The 20,207-nt window shown below is 48.4% G+C and carries 8 protein-coding genes; 6 read left to right on the top strand and 2 right to left on the bottom strand.

The features are described 5' to 3' along the window. Window positions 1-80 precede the first annotated feature (80 nt). Window positions 81-11,156 (bottom strand): DUF7507 domain-containing protein, encoded by an 11,076-nt coding sequence (locus MKY16_RS22435; RefSeq protein ID WP_340957053.1) that lies wholly within the window; start codon window positions 11,154-11,156, stop codon window positions 81-83. Window positions 11,157-11,589: 433 nt separating this feature from the next. On the opposite strand from MKY16_RS22435, the gene hpf reads away from it, so the two are divergent. From hpf to MKY16_RS22410, 5 genes are all read left to right on the top strand, one after another. Beyond that, window positions 11,590-12,144: a ribosome hibernation-promoting factor, HPF/YfiA family gene (gene hpf / locus MKY16_RS22430; RefSeq protein WP_029514571.1), complete on the top strand. Its 555-nt coding sequence runs from the start codon at window positions 11,590-11,592 to the stop codon at window positions 12,142-12,144. A gap of 412 nt (window positions 12,145-12,556) precedes the next feature. Then, window positions 12,557-15,007, top strand: a complete 2,451-nt coding sequence (secA, locus tag MKY16_RS22425; RefSeq protein ID WP_039271459.1) for a preprotein translocase subunit SecA — start codon at window positions 12,557-12,559, stop codon at window positions 15,005-15,007. Window positions 15,008-15,232: 225 nt separating this feature from the next. After that, window positions 15,233-15,367, top strand: coding sequence for a hypothetical protein (locus MKY16_RS22420; protein WP_280921432.1), 135 nt, complete (start codon window positions 15,233-15,235; stop codon window positions 15,365-15,367). A gap of 151 nt (window positions 15,368-15,518) precedes the next feature. Continuing rightward, a protein-coding gene (prfB, locus tag MKY16_RS22415; protein WP_141695457.1) for a peptide chain release factor 2 occupies window positions 15,519-16,632 on the top strand; the annotation gives its coding sequence in 2 pieces (ribosomal slippage) (window positions 15,519-15,590 and window positions 15,592-16,632; 1,113 coding nt in all). Window positions 16,633-16,729: 97 nt separating this feature from the next. Beyond that, window positions 16,730-17,629, top strand: a complete 900-nt coding sequence (locus MKY16_RS22410) for a YitT family protein (protein ID WP_069010671.1) — start codon at window positions 16,730-16,732, stop codon at window positions 17,627-17,629. Window positions 17,630-17,728: 99 nt separating this feature from the next. Here the strand turns inward: MKY16_RS22410 and MKY16_RS22405 are convergent, their stop codons facing one another. Then, on the bottom strand, window positions 17,729-18,643 hold the full coding sequence (locus MKY16_RS22405; RefSeq protein WP_340957052.1) for an SMP-30/gluconolactonase/LRE family protein: 915 nt from the start codon (window positions 18,641-18,643) through the stop codon (window positions 17,729-17,731). A 416-nt stretch (window positions 18,644-19,059) separates the two neighbouring features. Here MKY16_RS22405 and argC point away from each other — a divergent pair, with 416 nt between their 5' ends. Continuing rightward, window positions 19,060-20,109 (top strand): N-acetyl-gamma-glutamyl-phosphate reductase, encoded by a 1,050-nt coding sequence (gene argC, locus MKY16_RS22400; RefSeq protein ID WP_340933372.1) that lies wholly within the window; start codon window positions 19,060-19,062, stop codon window positions 20,107-20,109. Window positions 20,110-20,207 lie beyond the last annotated feature (98 nt).

The raw sequence follows: 20,207 nt of genomic DNA, 5'->3' as shown, positions 1-20,207 counted from the left end.
ATTCCAGGGCTTTTTTATGTTTTCTAATTACATAAAAAAGCCCCTTACCCGGTGGTAAGGAGCTCAACGCAACAGAACATTTACTCTAGAGAACCATCAAAGTCAGCCATTTCCACAAAAATGGTATTGGAAGAGGCAGATTGTTTCTCTACGCTTCCGTCTGGATAACGGAATTGATAGCGCAGAATAACTTGGGCGATCAGATACGCACGGAGCGCAGATTCGATGTCGAAAGAGAATACGATGACGGCTTTGTGGTCTGGGTCAAGCCGACCTAACGGTATATCTTGGAGCAGGTTAGGATGCGGAAGCGGCACAGAATTCACGGTGACCGTTCGCAGCAAAATGAAATCTTCGGCTGCAAATGGTGCAGTGAGCAAGAGCTCTTCCAGCGGGGTATTGCCGATGTTTTCCACATGGACGGTGAAGGACAGGGTATCTTCTTGGCCGACACGCAGAGCGCTGGAGCTAAGCGTGAGTTTAGGAATGGCTGCAATAACGGTCACGCCAACGGTGTTGGTCTGGGAGGTTTTCTGGATGGTCTCTCCTCCACTACGACGTGAGGTATATTCGATGATGGCCTGGTTGCTGAATGTTCCATCAGCAGGTGCTTCACGAATTTGTGTCTGAAGCGTAAGGGTGAGCGTCTCCCCTGGTGCAATATCCGGGAGCGTGATACCTGCGGCGGGATTAGCACCTGGCTGTGCTTTTTCTTGGATAGTTAGGCTGTTGGGTACATAAATGAGTCCATGCGGCAACGGGTCCGTGAACAACGGATATTGTGCAGAGATCCCCCCTTTGTTAGTAATCTGAATGGTGAAGGTGAGTGTGTCGCCTACAGAGGCATCTGTGGTGTTCACCTTTTTAACTAATTCGAGCAGTGGGGATACAATTGGGATCGTAACGGCTTTGGTAGTCAATGTCCCTGATACGACTCTTCCTCCAGGTAGCGTAAACGAGTAGGCAAAGGCAGCTTGATTTACGATGTAGCCAGATGGAGGCGTCTCCGATACGGTCACTTGATAAGTCAATGTCAATGACTGTCCTGGTTCCACATACCCTAGGCTAACACCGATAGTTGGATCGGCTCCCGACAGTGATTGACCGTTCAACTGTATGCTGTCAGGAATCAACAGAGTCCCGGCAGGAATGAAATTTTGCAGTGTAACTTCGGATGTTACGTTGCCGAAGTTGTTGAGCAGTACCGTATAGGTAAGACTTTCTCCTGCGATGGCCTCCGTATTTTCCGTGGAGATACTTGCGGCAAGCTGTGGATCGAAAACAGCTATAGTCACGGTATTGCTGGTAACCTCGCTAGCACCGTCACTGCCAGCATATTGAAGCCGCACGCTATTGTTTAGACGTCCTCCGAGAGGCAGAGACTGAACGTTCACGCTGTAGGATACATCAATTGTCTGTCCTACCTGCAAGCTGCCGATAAATAATGGTTCACCCGGCTTGCTAGAAGCAGGTGGAGAACCGCTAATTCTCAAGCTACTCGGGTTTATGATGGTTCCATTCGGTACGTAATCGGCTAACACTACATCGGTAATGACCGAGCCTCCATCATTAACAAGAGTCAACTGATAAGGCACAGCATCGCCTAATGCGACAGTAGACACTGTTGTGCGTAGCACGGCTGACAAGGCTCCTTTAGCAGTAGGGGCTACTTTAACCGAGACAGAAGGTGAAGCAGTTACCAGATTCGTGCTTCGTCCGTCCGGCAGCTGGTAGGAGTAAGCCAGCGAAGCTTGATTCACCAGTGTGCCAGACTCGGAGGCACGAACGACAAGCGCGGAGAAGAGGGTAGTCGTCTTTTCTCCTGGTGCGATAGTGCCTAGGGCAATGCCTTGCCCTGGACTGACGCCATATTGAGGGATTCCATTAACCGAAACAGAGCCAGAAACAAAAGAAAGCTCCGATGGCAGTGAGTCCGTTAACAAGCCAAATGCACCGATATTCCCAGTATTTTCTGCAATGATGGAATAGGTGATGCTTTGACCTGGCTGTACGCTCTCCGTGCTGGCTATTTTCGTCAGTTTCACTACAGGCTGAAGTAAGGCAATGGTGACAGCATTGGACAAAACGGCACTCGCTTCTTCACCATTTGAGAGTAACAGGCGTGCCTGATTCGTACGTGGTCCTGGCTGTTCTGTCGCTGTGATACGGACATCAAAGGATATGACAGTCTTGGAATTCGCTTCTAACGGTGGCAAAGGTATACCGGTGCCGGGATCGCTTTCTGTTACCGTAGATCCATTAATCTGAACTGAACCTGTAATAAACTCGATGTCTTCTGGCAAAATATCCAGCAAACGGGCATCTTGCACGGTATTTGTATCCTCGTTGAAGATCACGAGTTCATACGTCAAGGTTTCGCCAGTAGTGGCGAAAGGTGAGCTTACGCTTTTACTTAATGTGATGTCTAGCGGTGACACGGCAACCTCAACAATGTTGGATAAACGGAAACCGCCTGCCTCTCGCCCATTTGGTGCATTAAAGCGATAGTCTACCTCGGCCTGATCAACCAGCAGTACGGTTGCAGGGATGGAAGATACCAGCACTTGGAAAGTGACAGTTGCCGATTGTCCTGGTGGTATGGCTGGAGTCGGGATGCCGGAAACCGGGCTTGCACCGGGAGCTGCAATGCCATTAATCGAGACGGTGTTGGGAAGGAATACAGAGCCGTCTGGAATATTGTCGCTTACCGTAGTTGAGGCTGCAATGTTACCCGTGTTGGATACGACAATCGTATAAGTGATGATGTCTCCGACGGTGGCATTATTAGTATTGCTTGTTTTGACTGCTGTCAGGATCGGCTGGAAGACTGGAATAGTTACCACATTAGATGTTGAACTGCCAGTAAATGCCCCGCTGGTAAAGCTAACGGATGCCTGATTGGTTAATTGTGCCGATGTGGGCAAGAAATCAACTCGAGCCTGGAACGTAACGGTAGTAACAGCTCCTGGAGCGAGCGTACCGATGGCAATACCAAATCCAGGATTTCCATCAGGGAAGGAGGTTCCATTTACAGTAACACTGCCATTCACAAAGGAGCTTCCTGCTGCAATGATATCTGAAACCACTATATTATTGGCGGTACTGATTCCATTGTTGGAAACGGCCAAGGTATAGGTGATGATATCGCCGACAATGGCGTCTGTAGCTGCTGTTCCTTTGACAATGCTCACATCTGGTGAGGATACAGAGATACTAACTGTGTTGGATACCGCAGATCCGGATACTGTTCTGCCATCTGGTGGTTGGAAAGTGAATGAGCCTGATGCCTGATCGACCAGTACCTGTGGATTAGGCAGAGTATTGATAACGGTTTGGAACGTTACGGATACCGTTCCGCCTGGCAACACGGATCCAACGGGAACGCCAGTTTCGATGGACAATCCAGGTTGCGGACTGCCAGCAATGCTGACACTGTTGGCAAGGAAAGTCGATCCGGCTGGGATGTTATCGCTGATGGTAAGTGCTGCTGCAATATTGCCGCTATTTACGGCCGTAATCGTGTACGTCAGTGTATCGCCGACGGAGGCGTTAAGAGTGCTGGATGCTTTAGTAATTGCAATTAGCGGTTGGAACACAGGTACGATGAGTGGATCGGAAAAGGCAGTGCCAGTGAACGTTCCGCTAGTAAACGTGACGGCTGCAATATCTGTGAGCAGGGGTGGTTGCGGCAAAGACTGGACAGTCGTTTGGAAACTGACGACGAATGTATTTCCAGGTGCGACGTTTCCAATGGCAATTCCAGCAATCGGAGAGGCATTAGGGAAGGCTACTCCGTCGATGAGGACACTGCCCGGAACGAAGGAGGTACCTGCAGGAATTGTATCGGTCACGACAGTATCTGTGACTGAATCCACACCGCTATTCGTGATGCTCAGTGTATATCTGATCGTATCTCCGACTACAGCGGCTGCCAGACTGGATGTTTTCGTCACCTGAATATTAGGTGCAGACACAGCAACATTGACTGTATTGGATGTGACGGAACCACTCAGCACCCTACCATCTGGTGGTGAGTACGTAAAATTCGCTTGCCCTTGGTCGGTTAATATAGGCGGAACTGGCAGAGACGAGACGATGGTTTGGAAGCTCACTGTAATACTGCCTGAAGGGGCCAGTGATCCGAGCGTTATGCCTGTAACTGGCGAAGCTCCTGGTACAAGGATGCCATTAACGACTACGCTGTTAGGCAGTAGCTCAGAGCCAGTAGGAATGTTATCCGACAGCACAGGTATAACGGCAATATTTCCGGTATTGGTGAGTGTCAGGGTATAGACCAATGTTGATCCGATCTGTGTATTGACGGTATTGACGGTTTTGGTCAGGCCGATGATTGGCTGATAAACAGGCAAGGTCACCGGATCGGATTGCGAAGACGAGGTCAACGCGCCCGAAGTAAAGCTGACGGTTGCTTGATTAGTTATTTGCGGCGGCTGCGGCAGACTAACGACGGAGACCTGGAATGTAACGGCTGCCGAGCCACCTACTGCAATGGTGCCAACAGGGATACCTGAGCTTGGTGATGCAGTAGGTACAGATGTGCCATTCACGGTTACACTGCCAGAAACAAAGCTGGTGCCGGGCGGCAGCTGATCAGATACAACGGCATTGACGACTTGACTGATTCCGTTATTCGTAGCGACGACAGTATACGTAATGGTATCTCCGACTACAGCATCTGTAGCGGAGGCTGTTTTGATAACGTCCACATCTGGCGAAGAGACCGAGACGGTCACGGACGGAGATACTGCACTTCCAGTCAGGACACGACCATCTGGTGGTTGATAGCTGTAAGCTGCGGTCGCCTGATTGACCAATGTACCTGATGCGGGCAGTGAGGTAATGACTGTCTGAAAGGTCAGAGTGACGGTCGTAGCTGCACCTATGATACCCAATGGGATCCCAACACTTGGATCTGAACCAGGTGCTGCGGTGCCATTGATCACTACACTATTAGGTATAAAAGCTGCCCCTGCCGGAATGGGATCACTAAGTACGGTATCTGCACCGATGTTTCCAGAGTTCGTAACGGAGAATGTATAGGTTACAGTATCTCCAACTGTAGCTCTTCCCGCTCCCGCGCTTTTAGTTACAGTGACGATCGGTTGATACACAGGGATGGTAACGGGATTGGATACCGAAAATCCATTAAATGCACCTGAAGTAAAGCTGACGGTTGCTTCATTAGTGATGGACGCCGGTGTCGGCAGGGATTGTACGTTAAGCAAAAAGCGAATCGTGGCTCCGCCACCAGCTCCAAGCGTTCCGACAGGAATGCCATTTTGTGGGTTGGCTGTAACAACAGGAGTACCATTAATTGTAACGCTGCCCGGGACAAAGGCGGTTCCGAAAGGAATGGTGTCCGTAACGATTACGCTAGTAACCGGATCGAGTCCGTTATTGAACGCAGTTATGACATATGGGACAGAATCGCCCACGACAGCGACAGCCACCTCAGCTGCCTTCGTGGCTGTAACATTCGGTGACGAGATTGGAATGGATACAGGCAGGGCTGCTCCGCTTCCAGTCAATGTTCGTCCATCTGGCAATTGGAACGTGTAGTTCACAGTGGCCTGGTTGGTCAGTATAGAGCCAGGTGGTACTGATATGACCACGGCGCTAAATGAGACGGTTACCGTCGCGCCTGGTGCGATTGAACCGATATTAATGCCTGTAATAGGGTCTGCTCCGGGAATGGGCGCACCGTTGACCAATACGCTATTTTGATTCAGGCTAAGCGAGCTGGATAACAGATCAAGCACGACCGTTTCTGCAGGCGCGTTGCCGGTATTGGTTACAGTGATGAAAAAACCAAGTGTATTCCCTACGGTAGCACGATCCGCACTGAGGGTATTGGTCACATTCAAGATCGGCTGTAATACAGGCAGGCTGACTTGATTCGAGATGGATTGACCTGCAAAAGCCCCGGAATTAAAGGATACCGTTGCCTGATCTGTTGACAAACCTGATGCTGGCAAGGATGTTACTGTGGCCTGGAAGGTAACCGTTGCTGAGCTGCCAGCTGGAACAGTGCCTACGGACACACCTGTAGCAATGTTGGCTCCTGGTATAGTGATACCGTTGACTTGTACGGAGTTAGGTATAAAAGTAGTGCCATCAGCTATCGGGTCGATAAAGACCGTCCCTGTTACAGGTTCAATGCCTCCGTTTGCTGCGGTAATGGTGTACGTAATGGTGTCTCCAAAGGCTACAGAAGTCTGATTGACTGTTTTGGTCACGGTGACATCTGGATTGGATACAGGAATAAACACCGGATTGGATTGGACGCTTCCGTTTAATGTGCGACCGTCAGGTGGCTGGAAAGTGAATGTGGCCGAACCTTGATTTAACAGGCCCAGGCCAGTGGGGACAGCGTTAATGACCACTTGAAAGGTAAGAGAAACAGAAGCCCCCGCTGCAATGTTTCCGACTATTACCCCTGATTGGGGATTGGCTCCAGCAACAGGCAGACCGTTCACGGTGACGCTATTCGGTATAAAGGAGGAACCAGATGGAATGGCATCGGTGAAGGTGGCGGTCGCTGCTAGATTACCTGTATTTTGGGCAGTGAGTGTATAGACTACGGTGTCGCCTACCGTTGCTTGACTCGTATTTGCGGTTTTAAGAAGACTGATAATAGGCTGGTAAACAGGGACGACAACGGTGTTGGAGAGTGATGTGAAGTTCAGTGTGCCGCTGGTAAAAGAAACTGTAGCCTGATCACTCAGCTGAGGTGGGTCAGGCAGGCTGTTGACAGACACGGAAAAGGTAACGGTTGTTGACGCTCCAGCAGCGATGGAGCCAATTGGAATCCCCGTTAAGGGGCTAGCTGACGGCAGCGTTGTTCCATTTACGATAACGGAGCCAGGAACAAAAGAGGAGCCTGTCGGAATGGTATCGGTCACACGAACATCTGTTATGATTTCGATGCCACTATTGGTAGCTGTAATAGTATAGGTTATCGTATCACCAGGAACGGCATCAGTTGCCGAGGTGCTTTTACTGACCTGCACATTGGGTGACGATACAGGAATTGTGACAATATTGGACGAAACATTGCCGTTAACAATCCGGCCATCCGGCGGTTGAAAGGAAAAGCTGATATTCGCCTGGTCGGTGAGTTGGGGAGGTAAAGGCACGGAAGTAATCACCACCTGAAAAGTTGTTTGAGTTACGGCTCCAGGTGCAATGGAGCCAATAGACAGACCTGCTTCGGGACTGGTACCAGGAATAGGAACACCGCTGACGACCACACTGTTCGGTACTAGTGCTGAGCCTGCGGGAATATTGTCTGTCAATGTGGCAGCAGCAGCTATGTTACCATGGTTGGTTACCGCCACGGAATACGTTACGATATCGCCAACTGTTGCCCGTAGGAGGTCAGCAGTTTTACTTACAGTTAGCACTGGAGCATTGACGGCTACTGTCACCGGGTTAGATACTGACACGCCTGAAAAAGCACCGCTCGTGTAGCTGACACGCGATTGATTGATGAGCTGCGGCGGACTTGGTAATGGAGAGGATACCGTTACCCTGAAGGTGATCGTAGCTCCCCCTCCAGCGGCAATGCTCCCAATTACGATACCTAAAGAAGGATCTCCACTGGCTATTGTGGAGCCATTCAGCGTTACGCTACCCGCAGTGAATTGAGAGCCGGCCGGGATAGGATCGGAAACGACCACATTGTTCACGGTCTGGATTCCGTTGTTAAGTACGGTCAGGGTGTATAATACCGAATCACCTGGAATGGCGGTGAAACGGTTTGCAGTCTTCGAAATGGACACATTCGGCGCAGACACAGGAATGGATAGCACGTTGGACGATGTGCTATCTGTTCGCACCCGCCCATCAGGCAACGTAAAGGAAATGGCGGCGGTGGCCTGGTCTGTCAGTTGAGATGGTGTTGGAAGAGAGGCTACTACGGTTTGGAATGTCAGTGTGATAGGGCTTTGCGGCGACACGGTTCCGATGAAAATGCCTGCTGCTGGACTGGCTCCGGGCTGACTAACACCATTGATTACTACGCTGTTCTCCATAAATGTGGAACCGGCAGGAATAACATCTGTCAGCGTTACAGAAGCATTATAGTTACCGTTGTTCGCGACCAACAATGTATACAGAATTGTGTCGCCTATCGTAGCTGCTGTTGTATTTGCAGATTTGACCACACTGATACGAGGCTGATAAACCGGCACAGAGACGGTATTTGTCTGGGATGTTCCGGTAAAAGCACCGCTGGTGAAGCTGACACTGGCTGTGTTTTGCAGCGGCTGTACGGACGGAACGGCGTTAACTAGCACGGCATAGGACACCTGCACGGATGCGCCTGCGCCAATGGTACCGACTGGAATGCCACTTCTTGGATCGACTGTGCTCACAGGTGAACCACCGACGGTTACGCTTCCGGGTACAAATGACACGCTGCCGGGGAGTGGATCGGTAATCACGGTGTTTGTGATGGGGTCAATTCCGTTATTAACGGCGTTCACGCTGTAGGTCAGCGTTTCGCCAACACTAACGGATGTGAATCCCGCAGACTTGGTTACGGCTACGTTGGGAAGCGAAATCGATACGGAAACAATATTGGAAAGAAGCGAGCCCGAGAGGGTTCTTCCGTCTTGCAAATGATATGAATATTGGAGCAGGCCCTGATCGTTTAATCCACCCCCGGGTGGTAGGGAATCTACTGTCGTCCGGAATGAGACTGTAATTTGTGCACCAGGGTTTACGGTGCCCACTGAAATTCCCGTATTAGGATTGGCGCCTGGCACTGAGGACCCGCCGACAATGACGCTTCCGGGAATAAAGGTAGAGCCTGTCGGTACAGTTTCCGTCAAGGTCGTGTTTAATACGACTGTTCCGGTATTAGCGATGAGAAATGAATAAGTAATTATTCCACCAACGCTGGCACGGTTGGAGCTTGCGCTCTTGGTAATCGTCGGCGCTGCGATAACGACAGGTATGGTTACAAGATTGGACAAAGATGATCCGGTAAAGGCCCCAGAAGTGAAGCTGACAGTTGCACGATTGTTGATCTGTGCAGGAGAAGGTAGAGAATTAATGGCTGCCCGAAATACAACTGTAACCGATGCGCCTGGAGCTAAAGTACCGATCGGAATGCCGTTCACAGGTGTAGTAGTCGCAGAAGCTGTTCCGTTCACGGTGACGCTACCAGGTACAAAGGCAACTCCGTTTGGCAGCGGATCGGTAACGACTACATTGGTCACATTGGCGATTCCGTTGTTTGTGGCGGTTAGGGTAAACTGAACAGTCTCTCCGACTGCGGCTGCTGCCAGAGAAGATGCCTTTGTCACGGTCACATTTGGTGAGGAGACGGGAATGGTGAGCGTGTTGGACGTCCCGCTTCCGTTCAATACACGTCCGTCAGGTGGTGTGAAGGTATACGTGTAAGCCGCCTGATCGGTCAAATTACCAGAGGCGGGAACCACATTGACCAGGGTCTGGAAGGTCACGGGTATAGTAGCACTTGTATTAATCGTTCCTACTGAAAAACCAGTAGCGGGATTGGCAGCAGGCACGGAGGAACCGCCAATGGTCACACTACCCGGTATGAAGGATGATCCGGCGGGAATACTCTCCGAAAAGCTGAGATTTGCAGCAATGCTGCCCGTGTTGGATATTTGAAACGTGTACGTAATCGTATCTCCGACTGTAGCAGCCGTTGTATTGGCACTTTTAACAATCCCGATGACGGGCTGGTAGATCGGTGTACTGGCAGTGTTGGACGGAACGTTGCCAGAAATGATAGGCCCTCCAGGTACAGTTTGGAAGGAAAAGGATGCGGATGCCTGATTACCTAGCTGGGTGTTTGCTGGCAATGAAGTGACGGTTGCACGGAATGTAATGGTCACCGTGGAAGCAGGAGCTACACTGCCCACTGTGATACCTGTAGCGGGATTGGCCGTTGACTGGGCTGTGCCCGCGACAACAACACTGCCAGGTACGAAGGTAGCCCCGGTTGGTATGGTATCGGTAAGTACTGTGTTGGAAGCACTGACGAGCCCCGTATTCGAAATGTTAACCGTATAGGTAACTGTATCGCCAATAACCAAGCCCGTAGAGCTGGCAGTTTTGGTCAGGGTCACCAGCGGAGCATTGATATCAATTTGAATGGCATTGGCATTTACAGTGTAAATGTCGCCATTGGTTGTCAGCTGGAGGACACCTGTCGTTTGGCTGTTGAGCAGCGTGGAGGAAATATCGACATTGGTAATGTCCCAGCCTTGCCGTCCACCGGTCACCTGCGTTCCAGGTGTCCCATTTACGGCATTAGTTGTACCGAAGGTCCCGGTCGTGACCAATGTACCGTCATCTCCGTTTATTTGCGAAGCGAAAAAATTAGTCGAAAAATTATTAGGCCCAGACAGCGCAGTCAAACTGGATGTGGTAGGTCCAAACAACGCACGGTCACCAGTGATGTCCACGTCACCCTCTTGGGCGCTAATCAGCGCCCTGCCGCGCAGAGTTCCCTGTACAGGAGTGGCAAAGCCACTCACTACAACGTTGACCGAGCCAGTAGCACTGCTGACCCCCTCACCGCCTACACGCAGCGACAGGTTACGGAAGGGCAGAGATGGGTTATTGTACACCACAGCCAGCGTCCAGCCGGCATGGTTGGTGTTGGTGGAATCCGGAACCGTGATGGTGCCCGTCACATTTCCGACCGTGTATGCCCCTGCACCGCCTTGAATGACCAGATTTGTGACATTTGCTGTTCTCACATAGGTACTGAGACTGGTGACGTTGACTGATGTTGCAGATTCAGGGCTGACCGTGGTAGATAAAGCAGGTGTCTGAAATGTGACCGGGTTACTGGCGCTGGACAATACATTGGTGCTGCCGTTGGCATAACTTCCTCCCCAAATAAGCTCAGCATACAGCACTGTACTGCCCGCAGGGAGCACAAGGAATGCTGTCGATGAGTTACTGGTAAAGGTAGAAGTCGTGCCAAATGGATACGTGCCGAAGCGAGAGGCTGTATTGGTTGTGATGAAAGCGCCAATGCTGGTCGCTGTTCCCGGCACTCCTACCGAATTAGAACGTGCCAGCCCAAGTGTATTCCCTATAAAGGTGACAGCCCCCGTCTGGTTCGTTACGTAACGCTGAATAAAAGCCATGGATTAGCTTCCTACTTTCCATCTCTTCCAAATCTGTTATCTTGAGATCTCCGTATAGGAAGAGCCAGCTAGGCTGGGTGTAATAATCCTTTCGTATAAATTGTCTGGGTTGTAACCAGGCCTTGCATACCGCACAAGTCCATGTACCTGTCCAGCGGGAAAGGGACACCCCCTTTTTCGATAAGATCGCTTAGCATGAAGCCCAAAATAGTTGTTTGTCATGACGTCAGCGGAGCAATATTCGTATATGCACTCATTATTCACATATGTATGCAAGTCGATTTTAAACATACCTGTTTTCAAAGAATGACGTTATGGGAAGCGTTTTAGCGAAAAAAGAGGGATTTTGTAAAATAGCTTCGAAATGTTGGTCTCTTTTTTTACTTGGCGTTAACATATGTGCTATACTGAAGGGGCAAAGGAGGCGTGCCCTATGAACTTAACAGTACGAGGTCAACAGATCGAGGTTACCGACGCTTTGAAGGACTACGTTGATAAGAAATTCAGCAGACTTGAAAAGTATTTCGATGCACCCCCGACGTCTGATGGAAGTGTAACGTTAAGCACAACCAGAGATTTGCACACTGTAGAAGTAACCATTCCTTTGCCGGGGCTTGTACTCCGTGCCGAAGACGAGAGCGATGACATGTATGCATCCATTGATGCCGTGGTAGACAAGCTTGAACGGCAAATTCGCAAGCACAAAACCAAGCTAAACCGAAAATTCCGTCAAGAAGGCAGTTTGAAAACCCTTTTTGTGGAAGATCCGGCAGGTGGCGTGGCTGTTGCTGAAGATGCAGAACTGGATGAGCTGGAAGTTGTCCGCACCAAGCGTTTCTTATTGAAACCTATGGATGTGGAAGAAGCTATTCTTCAAATGAACATGGTTGGACATAATTTCTTTGTGTTTTCCAATATTGACAACGAAGAAGTTAACGTAGTTTACAAGCGCAATGATGGTAAATACGGTCTGATCGAACGGCAATAGCCTGTGAAGTAGGAACTTTTCACATTTTAAAATGAATAGAACGATTTCGATTGAAGCATGCTTCATGGATATTAGGAAAATGAAAACAACACGAGCCTTATCCTTGCGAACCTGGCGGGATAAGGCTCTTTTATATGTTTTTTTGTGAAAGTAAGGAAATTTAAACTTGGATAAGTGTAATCAAGTTGTGTATTTCGTGCGTCAATTGTTTTGGTATCTTTAACCGGATGCAAATCTGGAGGCTGCTTGTGTTGCGGCATGTCCTACAAACTGTTACAATTTATGCAAAGAACATCGCACGATGGGCTGGTACAGCCGGGCCTGTCAAACATATCGGGAATCAATTTCATCATGGACCCTTTCTTATTGTGAAATTGATTCTATTAATTGTTTTGCGCGAAAGGGGTAAACCATGCTAGGAATTGTTAAGAAAATCTTCGGAGATACCAATGAACGTGATGTCAAGCGTTTGATGAAGACGGTTGAACTGATCAATAAGATAGAGCCGGATTTCGAAAAGCTCTCGGATGAGGAGTTGCAAGCGAAGACGGTGGAATTTAAAGCTCGGGTCGAACAAGGGACTACGGCTGAAGAAATTTTGCCAGAAGCTTTTGCTACTGTTCGCGAAGCGTCCAAACGGGTGCTGGGTAAACGTCATTATGACGTACAGATGCTCGGCGGTATTGCGCTGCATGAAGGTAAAATTGCCGAAATGAAAACCGGTGAAGGTAAAACACTGGTAGGAACACTGCCGGTTTATTTGAATGCTCTGTTGGGCAAAGGCGTGCACGTGGTTACGGTCAATGACTATTTGGCGCAACGTGACAGCGGAGAAATGGGACAAATTTATAACTTCCTAGGAATGTCCGTAGGGCTTAATTTGGCCAACATGGATCATGCCGCCAAGCAGGCAGCATATGCTTGTGACATCACATACGGTACAAACAACGAGTTCGGATTCGATTATCTGCGTGATAATATGGTGCTTTACAAAGAACAGATGGTACAACGTCCGTTGTACTTCTGTATCATTGATGAAGTGGATTCCATTCTCGTCGATGAAGCCCGTACACCATTGATTATTTCAGGACAAGCCCAGAAATCGACCGAGCTGTATTTTGCGGCTGACCGTTTTGTGAAGAGCCTGAATGTTGAAGAAGATTACACGCTGGATATTAAGGTGAAGTCGGTTGCTTTGACCGAAAACGGCGTATCCAAAGCTGAAAATTTCTTTGGTCTTGAAAACTTGTACGATCAGGAAAGTGTTACAATCAATCACCACATTGTACAGGCATTGAAAGCTAATGCTATTATGCGTTTGGATGTGGACTATGTCGTGGCTGACGGTGAAGTCCTAATTGTCGATGAGTTTACAGGTCGTTTGATGGCTGGACGTCGTTACAGTGATGGTTTGCACCAAGCTATTGAAGCCAAGGAAAACATCATTGTACAAAATGAAAGCATGACATTGGCGACAATTACATTCCAAAACTATTTCCGTATGTACCGCAAATTGGCGGGTATGACGGGTACAGCTAAAACAGAAGAAGAAGAATTCAAAAAAATATATGGTCTGGAAGTGCTCCAAATTCCGACGAATAAGCCTAACCAGCGTGTAGATATGCCTGACATAGTGTACAAGAGCGTGAAAGGCAAATTCCATGCTGTGGTAGATGAAATCCTGGAGCGTAACAAAAAGAACCAGCCGATATTAGTAGGTACGGTTTCTATTGAAAACTCGGAGCTTCTTTCTGAAATGCTGAAACGCAAAGGCGTTCGTCACAAAGTGCTTAACGCCAAGTATCATGCTGAGGAAGCTGAGATTATTTCCCGTGCAGGTGAAGCAGGCGCAGTTACCATCGCTACCAACATGGCCGGACGTGGTACTGACATCGTACTGGGTGAAGGCGTATCAGAACTTGGTGGTTTGCACATCATCGGTACAGAACGTCATGAATCCCGTCGTATTGATAATCAGCTTCGCGGACGTGCAGGACGTCAGGGTGATCCGGGCTCCACACAGTTTTACTTATCGCTGGGCGATGAGTTAATGAAGCGTTTTGGTGCGGACAACGTACTGAATATGATGGAGCGTTTGGGCTTCGAGGAAGACCAACCTATCGAGAGCCGTATGATTACACGTGCTATCGAATCAGCTCAAAAACGCGTCGAAGGCAACAACTTTGATCAGCGTAAAGTCGTTCTCCAGTATGATGATGTAATGAACCAGCAGCGTGCTATTATTTACAAACAACGCCGTGAGGTGCTGGAATCAGAGAACATCAAGGAAATTGTGTTTGACATGATCAAGCCTGTCATTGAGCGTGTAGTGGAAGCTCATTGCGGGGATGACATTCCTGAAAACTGGGAACTTGAAGAAGTAGCAGAGTATGTGAATAACAACCTGCTTGAGGAAAATACACTTACACGTGACGACCTGTGGGGCAAGGAAAAAGAGGAGATCGTGGATATGATCTTCGAAAAAGTTACCAACAGATACCACAGCCGTGAAGAAATGATTGGCGAAGATATGGTACGCGAGTTCGAGAAAGTTATCGTACTGCGTGCGGTCGATAGCAAATGGATGGACCATATTGATGCTATGGATCAATTGCGTCAAGGTATTCACTTGCGTGCTTACGGCGGTACCGATCCTCTGCGCGAGTATCAATTTGAAGGCTTCGAAATGTTCCATGCTATGATTGCTAGCATCCAAGAGGAAGTAGCGACATACATCATGAAAGCACAAATTGAATCCAATCAAGAGCGTCAGGCTGTCATCGACGAAGACAAAATTTCGACGAGTGGCGAACCTGCGGCTCCTAAAAAGAAATCCGCTCCTTCGCGTCCGCGTAGAAAATAACGGATTGAAATTAAGGGAGAGTCTTGAGATACACTATTCCCTGCAGTGCATATAATGGCAGGCGGCAGTTCAACCACTGACCGTCGGCCATTTTGTGCCATACAGGGGATGCACTGATGTTTTCAGCTTATAGTGTTTTTGTTGGAGGATCAGTTTGAATATTTTTTTCTTGAGAAGATTGTCCCTATTTCTATAATTATGACAAGCAAGCGGGTCTTAGCTTGCTTGTCAGTTAATTCAGCTCTTGACTCGGCTCACATACCTGAGCCGATTATCTATAAGTCGTTTGACTTTACGGCGGTCGGTAGCGAAGTGAAGGATTTGAATCTGGAGAAGCGTCAGCGTTCGCCTTTGCAGTGAGATGCCCACCTTTGAATGTGTTAATCCAATCAAGGGCATCTCGCTGCAACAGCGATCGTAAGATCAAATCATTCGCGCAGCGCCTACCCACCAGTCGTAACTCACAACGCTTTTACTTCCCCTAACCATATATTAAAAGGAGAATGACATCATGATTGATCCAAGTGTAAAGCATGATTTGCGAGAAATAGGCAAGAAACTAACAAACCTTAGGGGGTCTCTTTGACTTAGATCTCAAACAGGAAATGATCGCAAACTTTGAAGTAAAGATGGCTGCACCTGACTTTTGGGATGATAATGATAAAGCCCAAGGTGTAATAGCGGAAATGAACGCTGTTAAGTCTTCAGTAGACAGCTATGAACAGCTTCGTCAGGAATACGAAGACGCTGGCATGATGGCCGAGCTGGCTGATGAGGAAGGCGATGAAACACTGGCTGGAGAGATTGAGAACAGTGTCAGTTCTCTGCTGAGCAAGCTTCAGGAGTTTGAATTGCAATTGCTTTTGAATCAGCCGTATGACAAACTTAATGCCATCCTGGAGTTGCATCCGGGAGCAGGCGGAACGGAGTCCCAAGACTGGGGCCAAATGTTGCTACGGATGTATACACGCTGGGCAGAAAAACGGGGCTTTAAGGTAGAGACCCTGGATTATCTAGCAGGTGATGAAGCAGGGATTAAGAGCGTAACCCTTTTGATCAAAGGTTACAATGCCTACGGCTATTTGAAAGCAGAGAAAGGCGTGCATCGGCTTGTTCGTATCTCTCCATTTGATTCCTCCGGCCGTCGACATACATCGTTCGTATCCTGTGATGTGGTGCCGGAAATTGCGGATGATGTGGACGTTGAGATCCGCACGGAAGATCTTAAAATTGATACGTACCGGGCCAGTGGTGCGGGCGGTCAGCATATTAATACGACCGATTCAGCCGTTCGGATTACGCATTTACCTTCCGGTATTGTCGTGACCTGTCAGAATGAACGTTCCCAGATCAAGAACCGAGAGCGTGCCATGACGATGCTCCGTTCCAAGCTCTACGAGCGTAAGATCGAAGAGCAGCGTCAGCATTTGGACGAAATCCGCGGAGAACAGTCCGATATTGCATGGGGCAGCCAAATTCGCTCCTACGTGTTCCATCCATACAGCATGGTTAAGGATCACCGTACTAGCGTGGAAACTGGCAACGTAGGGGCTGTCATGGATGGCGATCTCGATCCCTTCATCGATGGTTACCTGCGCAGCCAAATTAAGCTGGACGCAGAATAATAGCCTGTACGTTTTCCTACAGTCCGCAGACCATGTGCCTGCAGACTGTAGGAATTTTTGTGTAACGGTATTTTTTAATTAAAGGAGAACACGAATGATGCCTCAATTGAATCCTCCCGCTGCTCGCCGAAGACGACGCAAGCCTCTGATTGCCGCCAGCGGACCCGCACGCAACGTGACCGATATTTTGCTGATTATACTCGGCTCTTTCATTACAGCGCTGACCTTTAACATGTTCTTGCTCCCAAACCGGATTGCATCCGGGGGGGTATCGGGCTTGTCTATCTTGGGCGAGGAGCTGTTTGGCCTGGAACCAGCCTATACGCAGTGGGGAATGAATATTCCGTTATTTATAGCAGGGGTCCTGCTGTTAGGGAAAAAATACGGTTTGCGTTCTTTGCTGGGAAGTATTATGCTGCCGCTATTCGTTTATGTTACGAAGGACTGGGCAGTTCCGACAACCAATCCGTTGCTGGCTTCGCTATATGGTGGAATCGGAGTAGGGTTGGGTTTGGGTACCGTGTTTCGGGGCAGGGGCTCGACGGGTGGACTGGCTATTTTGGCGCAGATTATTCAAAAATATACGGGTTTTAGTCTTTCTCTCTGTGTCATGTTGATGGATGGCACGGTGATTACACTGGCTGGTTTTACCCTCTCGCCAGAACGGGCGTTGTACGCGTTGATCGGCTTGTTTGTAACGGGCAAGGTCATTGATGCCGTGGAAATGGGATTGGGCTACTCCAAAGTGGCTTACATCATATCCAATCAGAAAGAAACGATCACGCAGGCTATTTTGCAGGATTTGGACCGAGGATTGACAGAGCTGGCAGGACGGGGCGGTTACACGAACGAAGAACGTCCTGTGCTTATGGTTGTAGTCGGACAAAACGAGGTAACTCGCCTTAAAACGCTCGTCCGCTTGGTAGACCCGGAAGCTTTTGTGATAATAAGTAATACTCGTGAGGTATTGGGTGAAGGGTTTAAGAAGGAAAGCTGAAACAAAGAGGGCCTTCTGGAGGCATGCTCTTAACTGAATCCATGCAGGAGAGCCCACTAATATAGTAGGCTCTTCTCTCTTCAGCATGCTTTACTAGATTCATTTTACCAATCGTTCAAGCCAATTTGCCGTTTGTCCTTGATTAAAATACGAGGTAGGCGTTCCTTTTACCCCTGTCTTGACCATAAATAGGCCGCCTGCTAAGGGTTGATCGGCACTATCATCATCTTGAGCAGTCGTAATATATAACTCATCCAGCTGTTCACCGCCAAAAGCGCACGAAGTCACACAATTGACGGGAAGTGATACCTCAGCAATTACTTCTCCATGAGCAGGATGGATACGGGAGACACGTTTACCACCCCATCTCGCGACCCACAACATGCCCTCTGCATCGATTGTCATGCCATCTGGATACCCTTCACTTTCATCCAATCTAGCCACCAGTTGCTTATTCCTAATAGTGCCTTGTGCCACATCGTAATCAAAGGAGACGACCTCCAATGTTGGAGTATCAATGTAATACATTGTACGATGATCTGCGCTCCAGGCTAATCCATTAGATATGGAAGCTTTATCAACCAGTAAGGAGACCTTGCCTTTTGTGCTCAGACTATACAATGCTCCTTGCGCATGTTCGCCATTTAGACTCATGGTTCCTGCTAAAAAACGTCCGGCAGGATCGCATTTTCCATCATTAAAACGATTACCTAGTCTACCTTCCTCAGGGTCATGAATTAATACTTTGGCCCCTGTCTCAATATCCAAACAATATAGACCGCTAATCAGCGCTACGATCACTTTATTTTTGAGATAAGGTACAACTGCACCAATATGTTCACCAACATTTATTGTACGATCTGTGTATGTAAAAGGATCGTAGATATGCAATTGAAAGCCTTTAATATCGACCCAAAATAAACGTTGAAACCGCTGATCCCAGCTGGGACCCTCACCTAACTTTGCTTTTGCATCTATAACGATATTCGCTGTATATGTTTCGATGTGTAACACCCCTAACGTATAGGTTTATTTTCGACCCCAATTATCTGCTTCAGAGGTTCCTCTGAGCAGATTCACTAGATGCAGCCCATGTGATTTCCTCTTGTATGAGTGCTACATGTACTCCCTTCATGTTCAACAAGTCCATAAAGTGCAGCAAATGACCAATCGAGATGAACTCCAATAAGTGAGATCATTTAAAGGGAATATCCCCCTTATTCTTTATGCAAAATGGCAAGCTGTATTCAAGAAGTTCGCTGTCTATTTTTTATTTCCTTTATTATAGCTCGTACAGCTTGTCGGTCAAAAGAATAGACAAGAGCGCATATTTTAAATTAGGGGGAATAACATGACATGAGGTGTTGTATTTATATAAATAGAGTCGTATAATAATACATATTTCATACGAACGGAATGGAGGAAGGTCTGTGAGCAGCAAGTTAAAAGTGGCAATTGTCGGTTCCACCGGGTATGGCGGGGTGGAGCTGATTCGTTTTTTGGTTCATCATCCGCAAGTAGAGATTGTATCTGTTATTTCTTCGTCCAGCGCGGGTGTCCCAATCAGTGACGGATTTCCACATCTGACGGACATTGTGGTGCAGGATTTGGACGGTGTCGAAGTCCACGAAATTGCTGCTAAGGCCGATCTGGTTTTCACTGCTACGCCATCGGGCGTTAGTACCAAGTTAGTGCCGCAGCTTCTTGATGTCGGACTGAAGGTCATTGATCTTTCCGGGGACTTTAGGCTTCGAAGCGGGGAAATGTATGAAGCTTGGTATAAAAAGCCTGCGGCTTCACCCGAATATCTCAAGCAAGCGGTATACGGACTCAGTGAGGTGTATGCAGAAAAGCTGGCGGGCGTTTCTTTTATTTCAAATCCAGGCTGTTATCCGACTGCAACATTACTGGGGATTATTCCTGCGCTGAAAGCGGATTGGATCGACCATCGGTCGCTGATTGTGGATGCCAAATCCGGTGTATCCGGCTCGGGTAGGGGAACAAGCCTCGTTTCGCACTATGCGGAAATGAACGAGAATTTTAAGGCTTATAAGGTGAATAAGCACCAGCACATCCCTGAGATCGAACAGGTACTGGGTGATATTGTGGGCGAGGACGTTACGATTACGTTTACAACACAACTTGTTCCCATGACCCGAGGAATTATGAGCACGATTTATGTCACGCTGAAGGGTGATCATACAGATCAAGATCTTATCGGGTTATACCGGGATTATTATAAAGGCCATCCTTTTGTCCGTGTACGTGGCGAAGGTATATGGCCAGCAACGAAGGAAGTAATGGGTTCGAATTACTGTGACATCGGTTTTGCAGCAGATGCCCGAACCGGGCGTCTTACGATTATTTCTGTCATTGATAATGTTGTGAAGGGTGCCGCTGGGCAGGCGATTCAGAATTTAAATTTGATGATGGGATGGGAGGAGAACCTCGGGCTAGGCTTCATACCGGTATATCCGTAAGTAGCAAGTAACTGCAACATGGATACGGATAACGGCAGCGAGCGGGAATTTGGAATACAAACAGCTGTCATTCATCGAATATGTTGCGAACGAGGGCA

Source organism: Paenibacillus sp. FSL L8-0641 (assembly GCF_038006265.1).
Classification (GTDB): domain Bacteria; phylum Bacillota; class Bacilli; order Paenibacillales; family Paenibacillaceae; genus Paenibacillus; species Paenibacillus polymyxa_D.
This window is presented reverse-complemented; position numbering and strand designations above follow the sequence as displayed.

Excerpts from the sequence above, each read along its gene's own strand:
- MKY16_RS22435 (WP_340957053.1), bottom strand. The coding sequence starts at position 11,156 with ATGGCTTTTATTCAGCGTTACGTAACGAACCAGACGGGGGCTGTCACC.
- hpf (WP_029514571.1), top strand. The coding sequence starts at position 11,590 with ATGAACTTAACAGTACGAGGTCAACAGATCGAGGTTACCGACGCTTTG.
- secA (WP_039271459.1), top strand. The coding sequence starts at position 12,557 with ATGCTAGGAATTGTTAAGAAAATCTTCGGAGATACCAATGAACGTGAT.
- MKY16_RS22410 (WP_069010671.1), top strand. The coding sequence starts at position 16,730 with ATGCCTCAATTGAATCCTCCCGCTGCTCGCCGAAGACGACGCAAGCCT.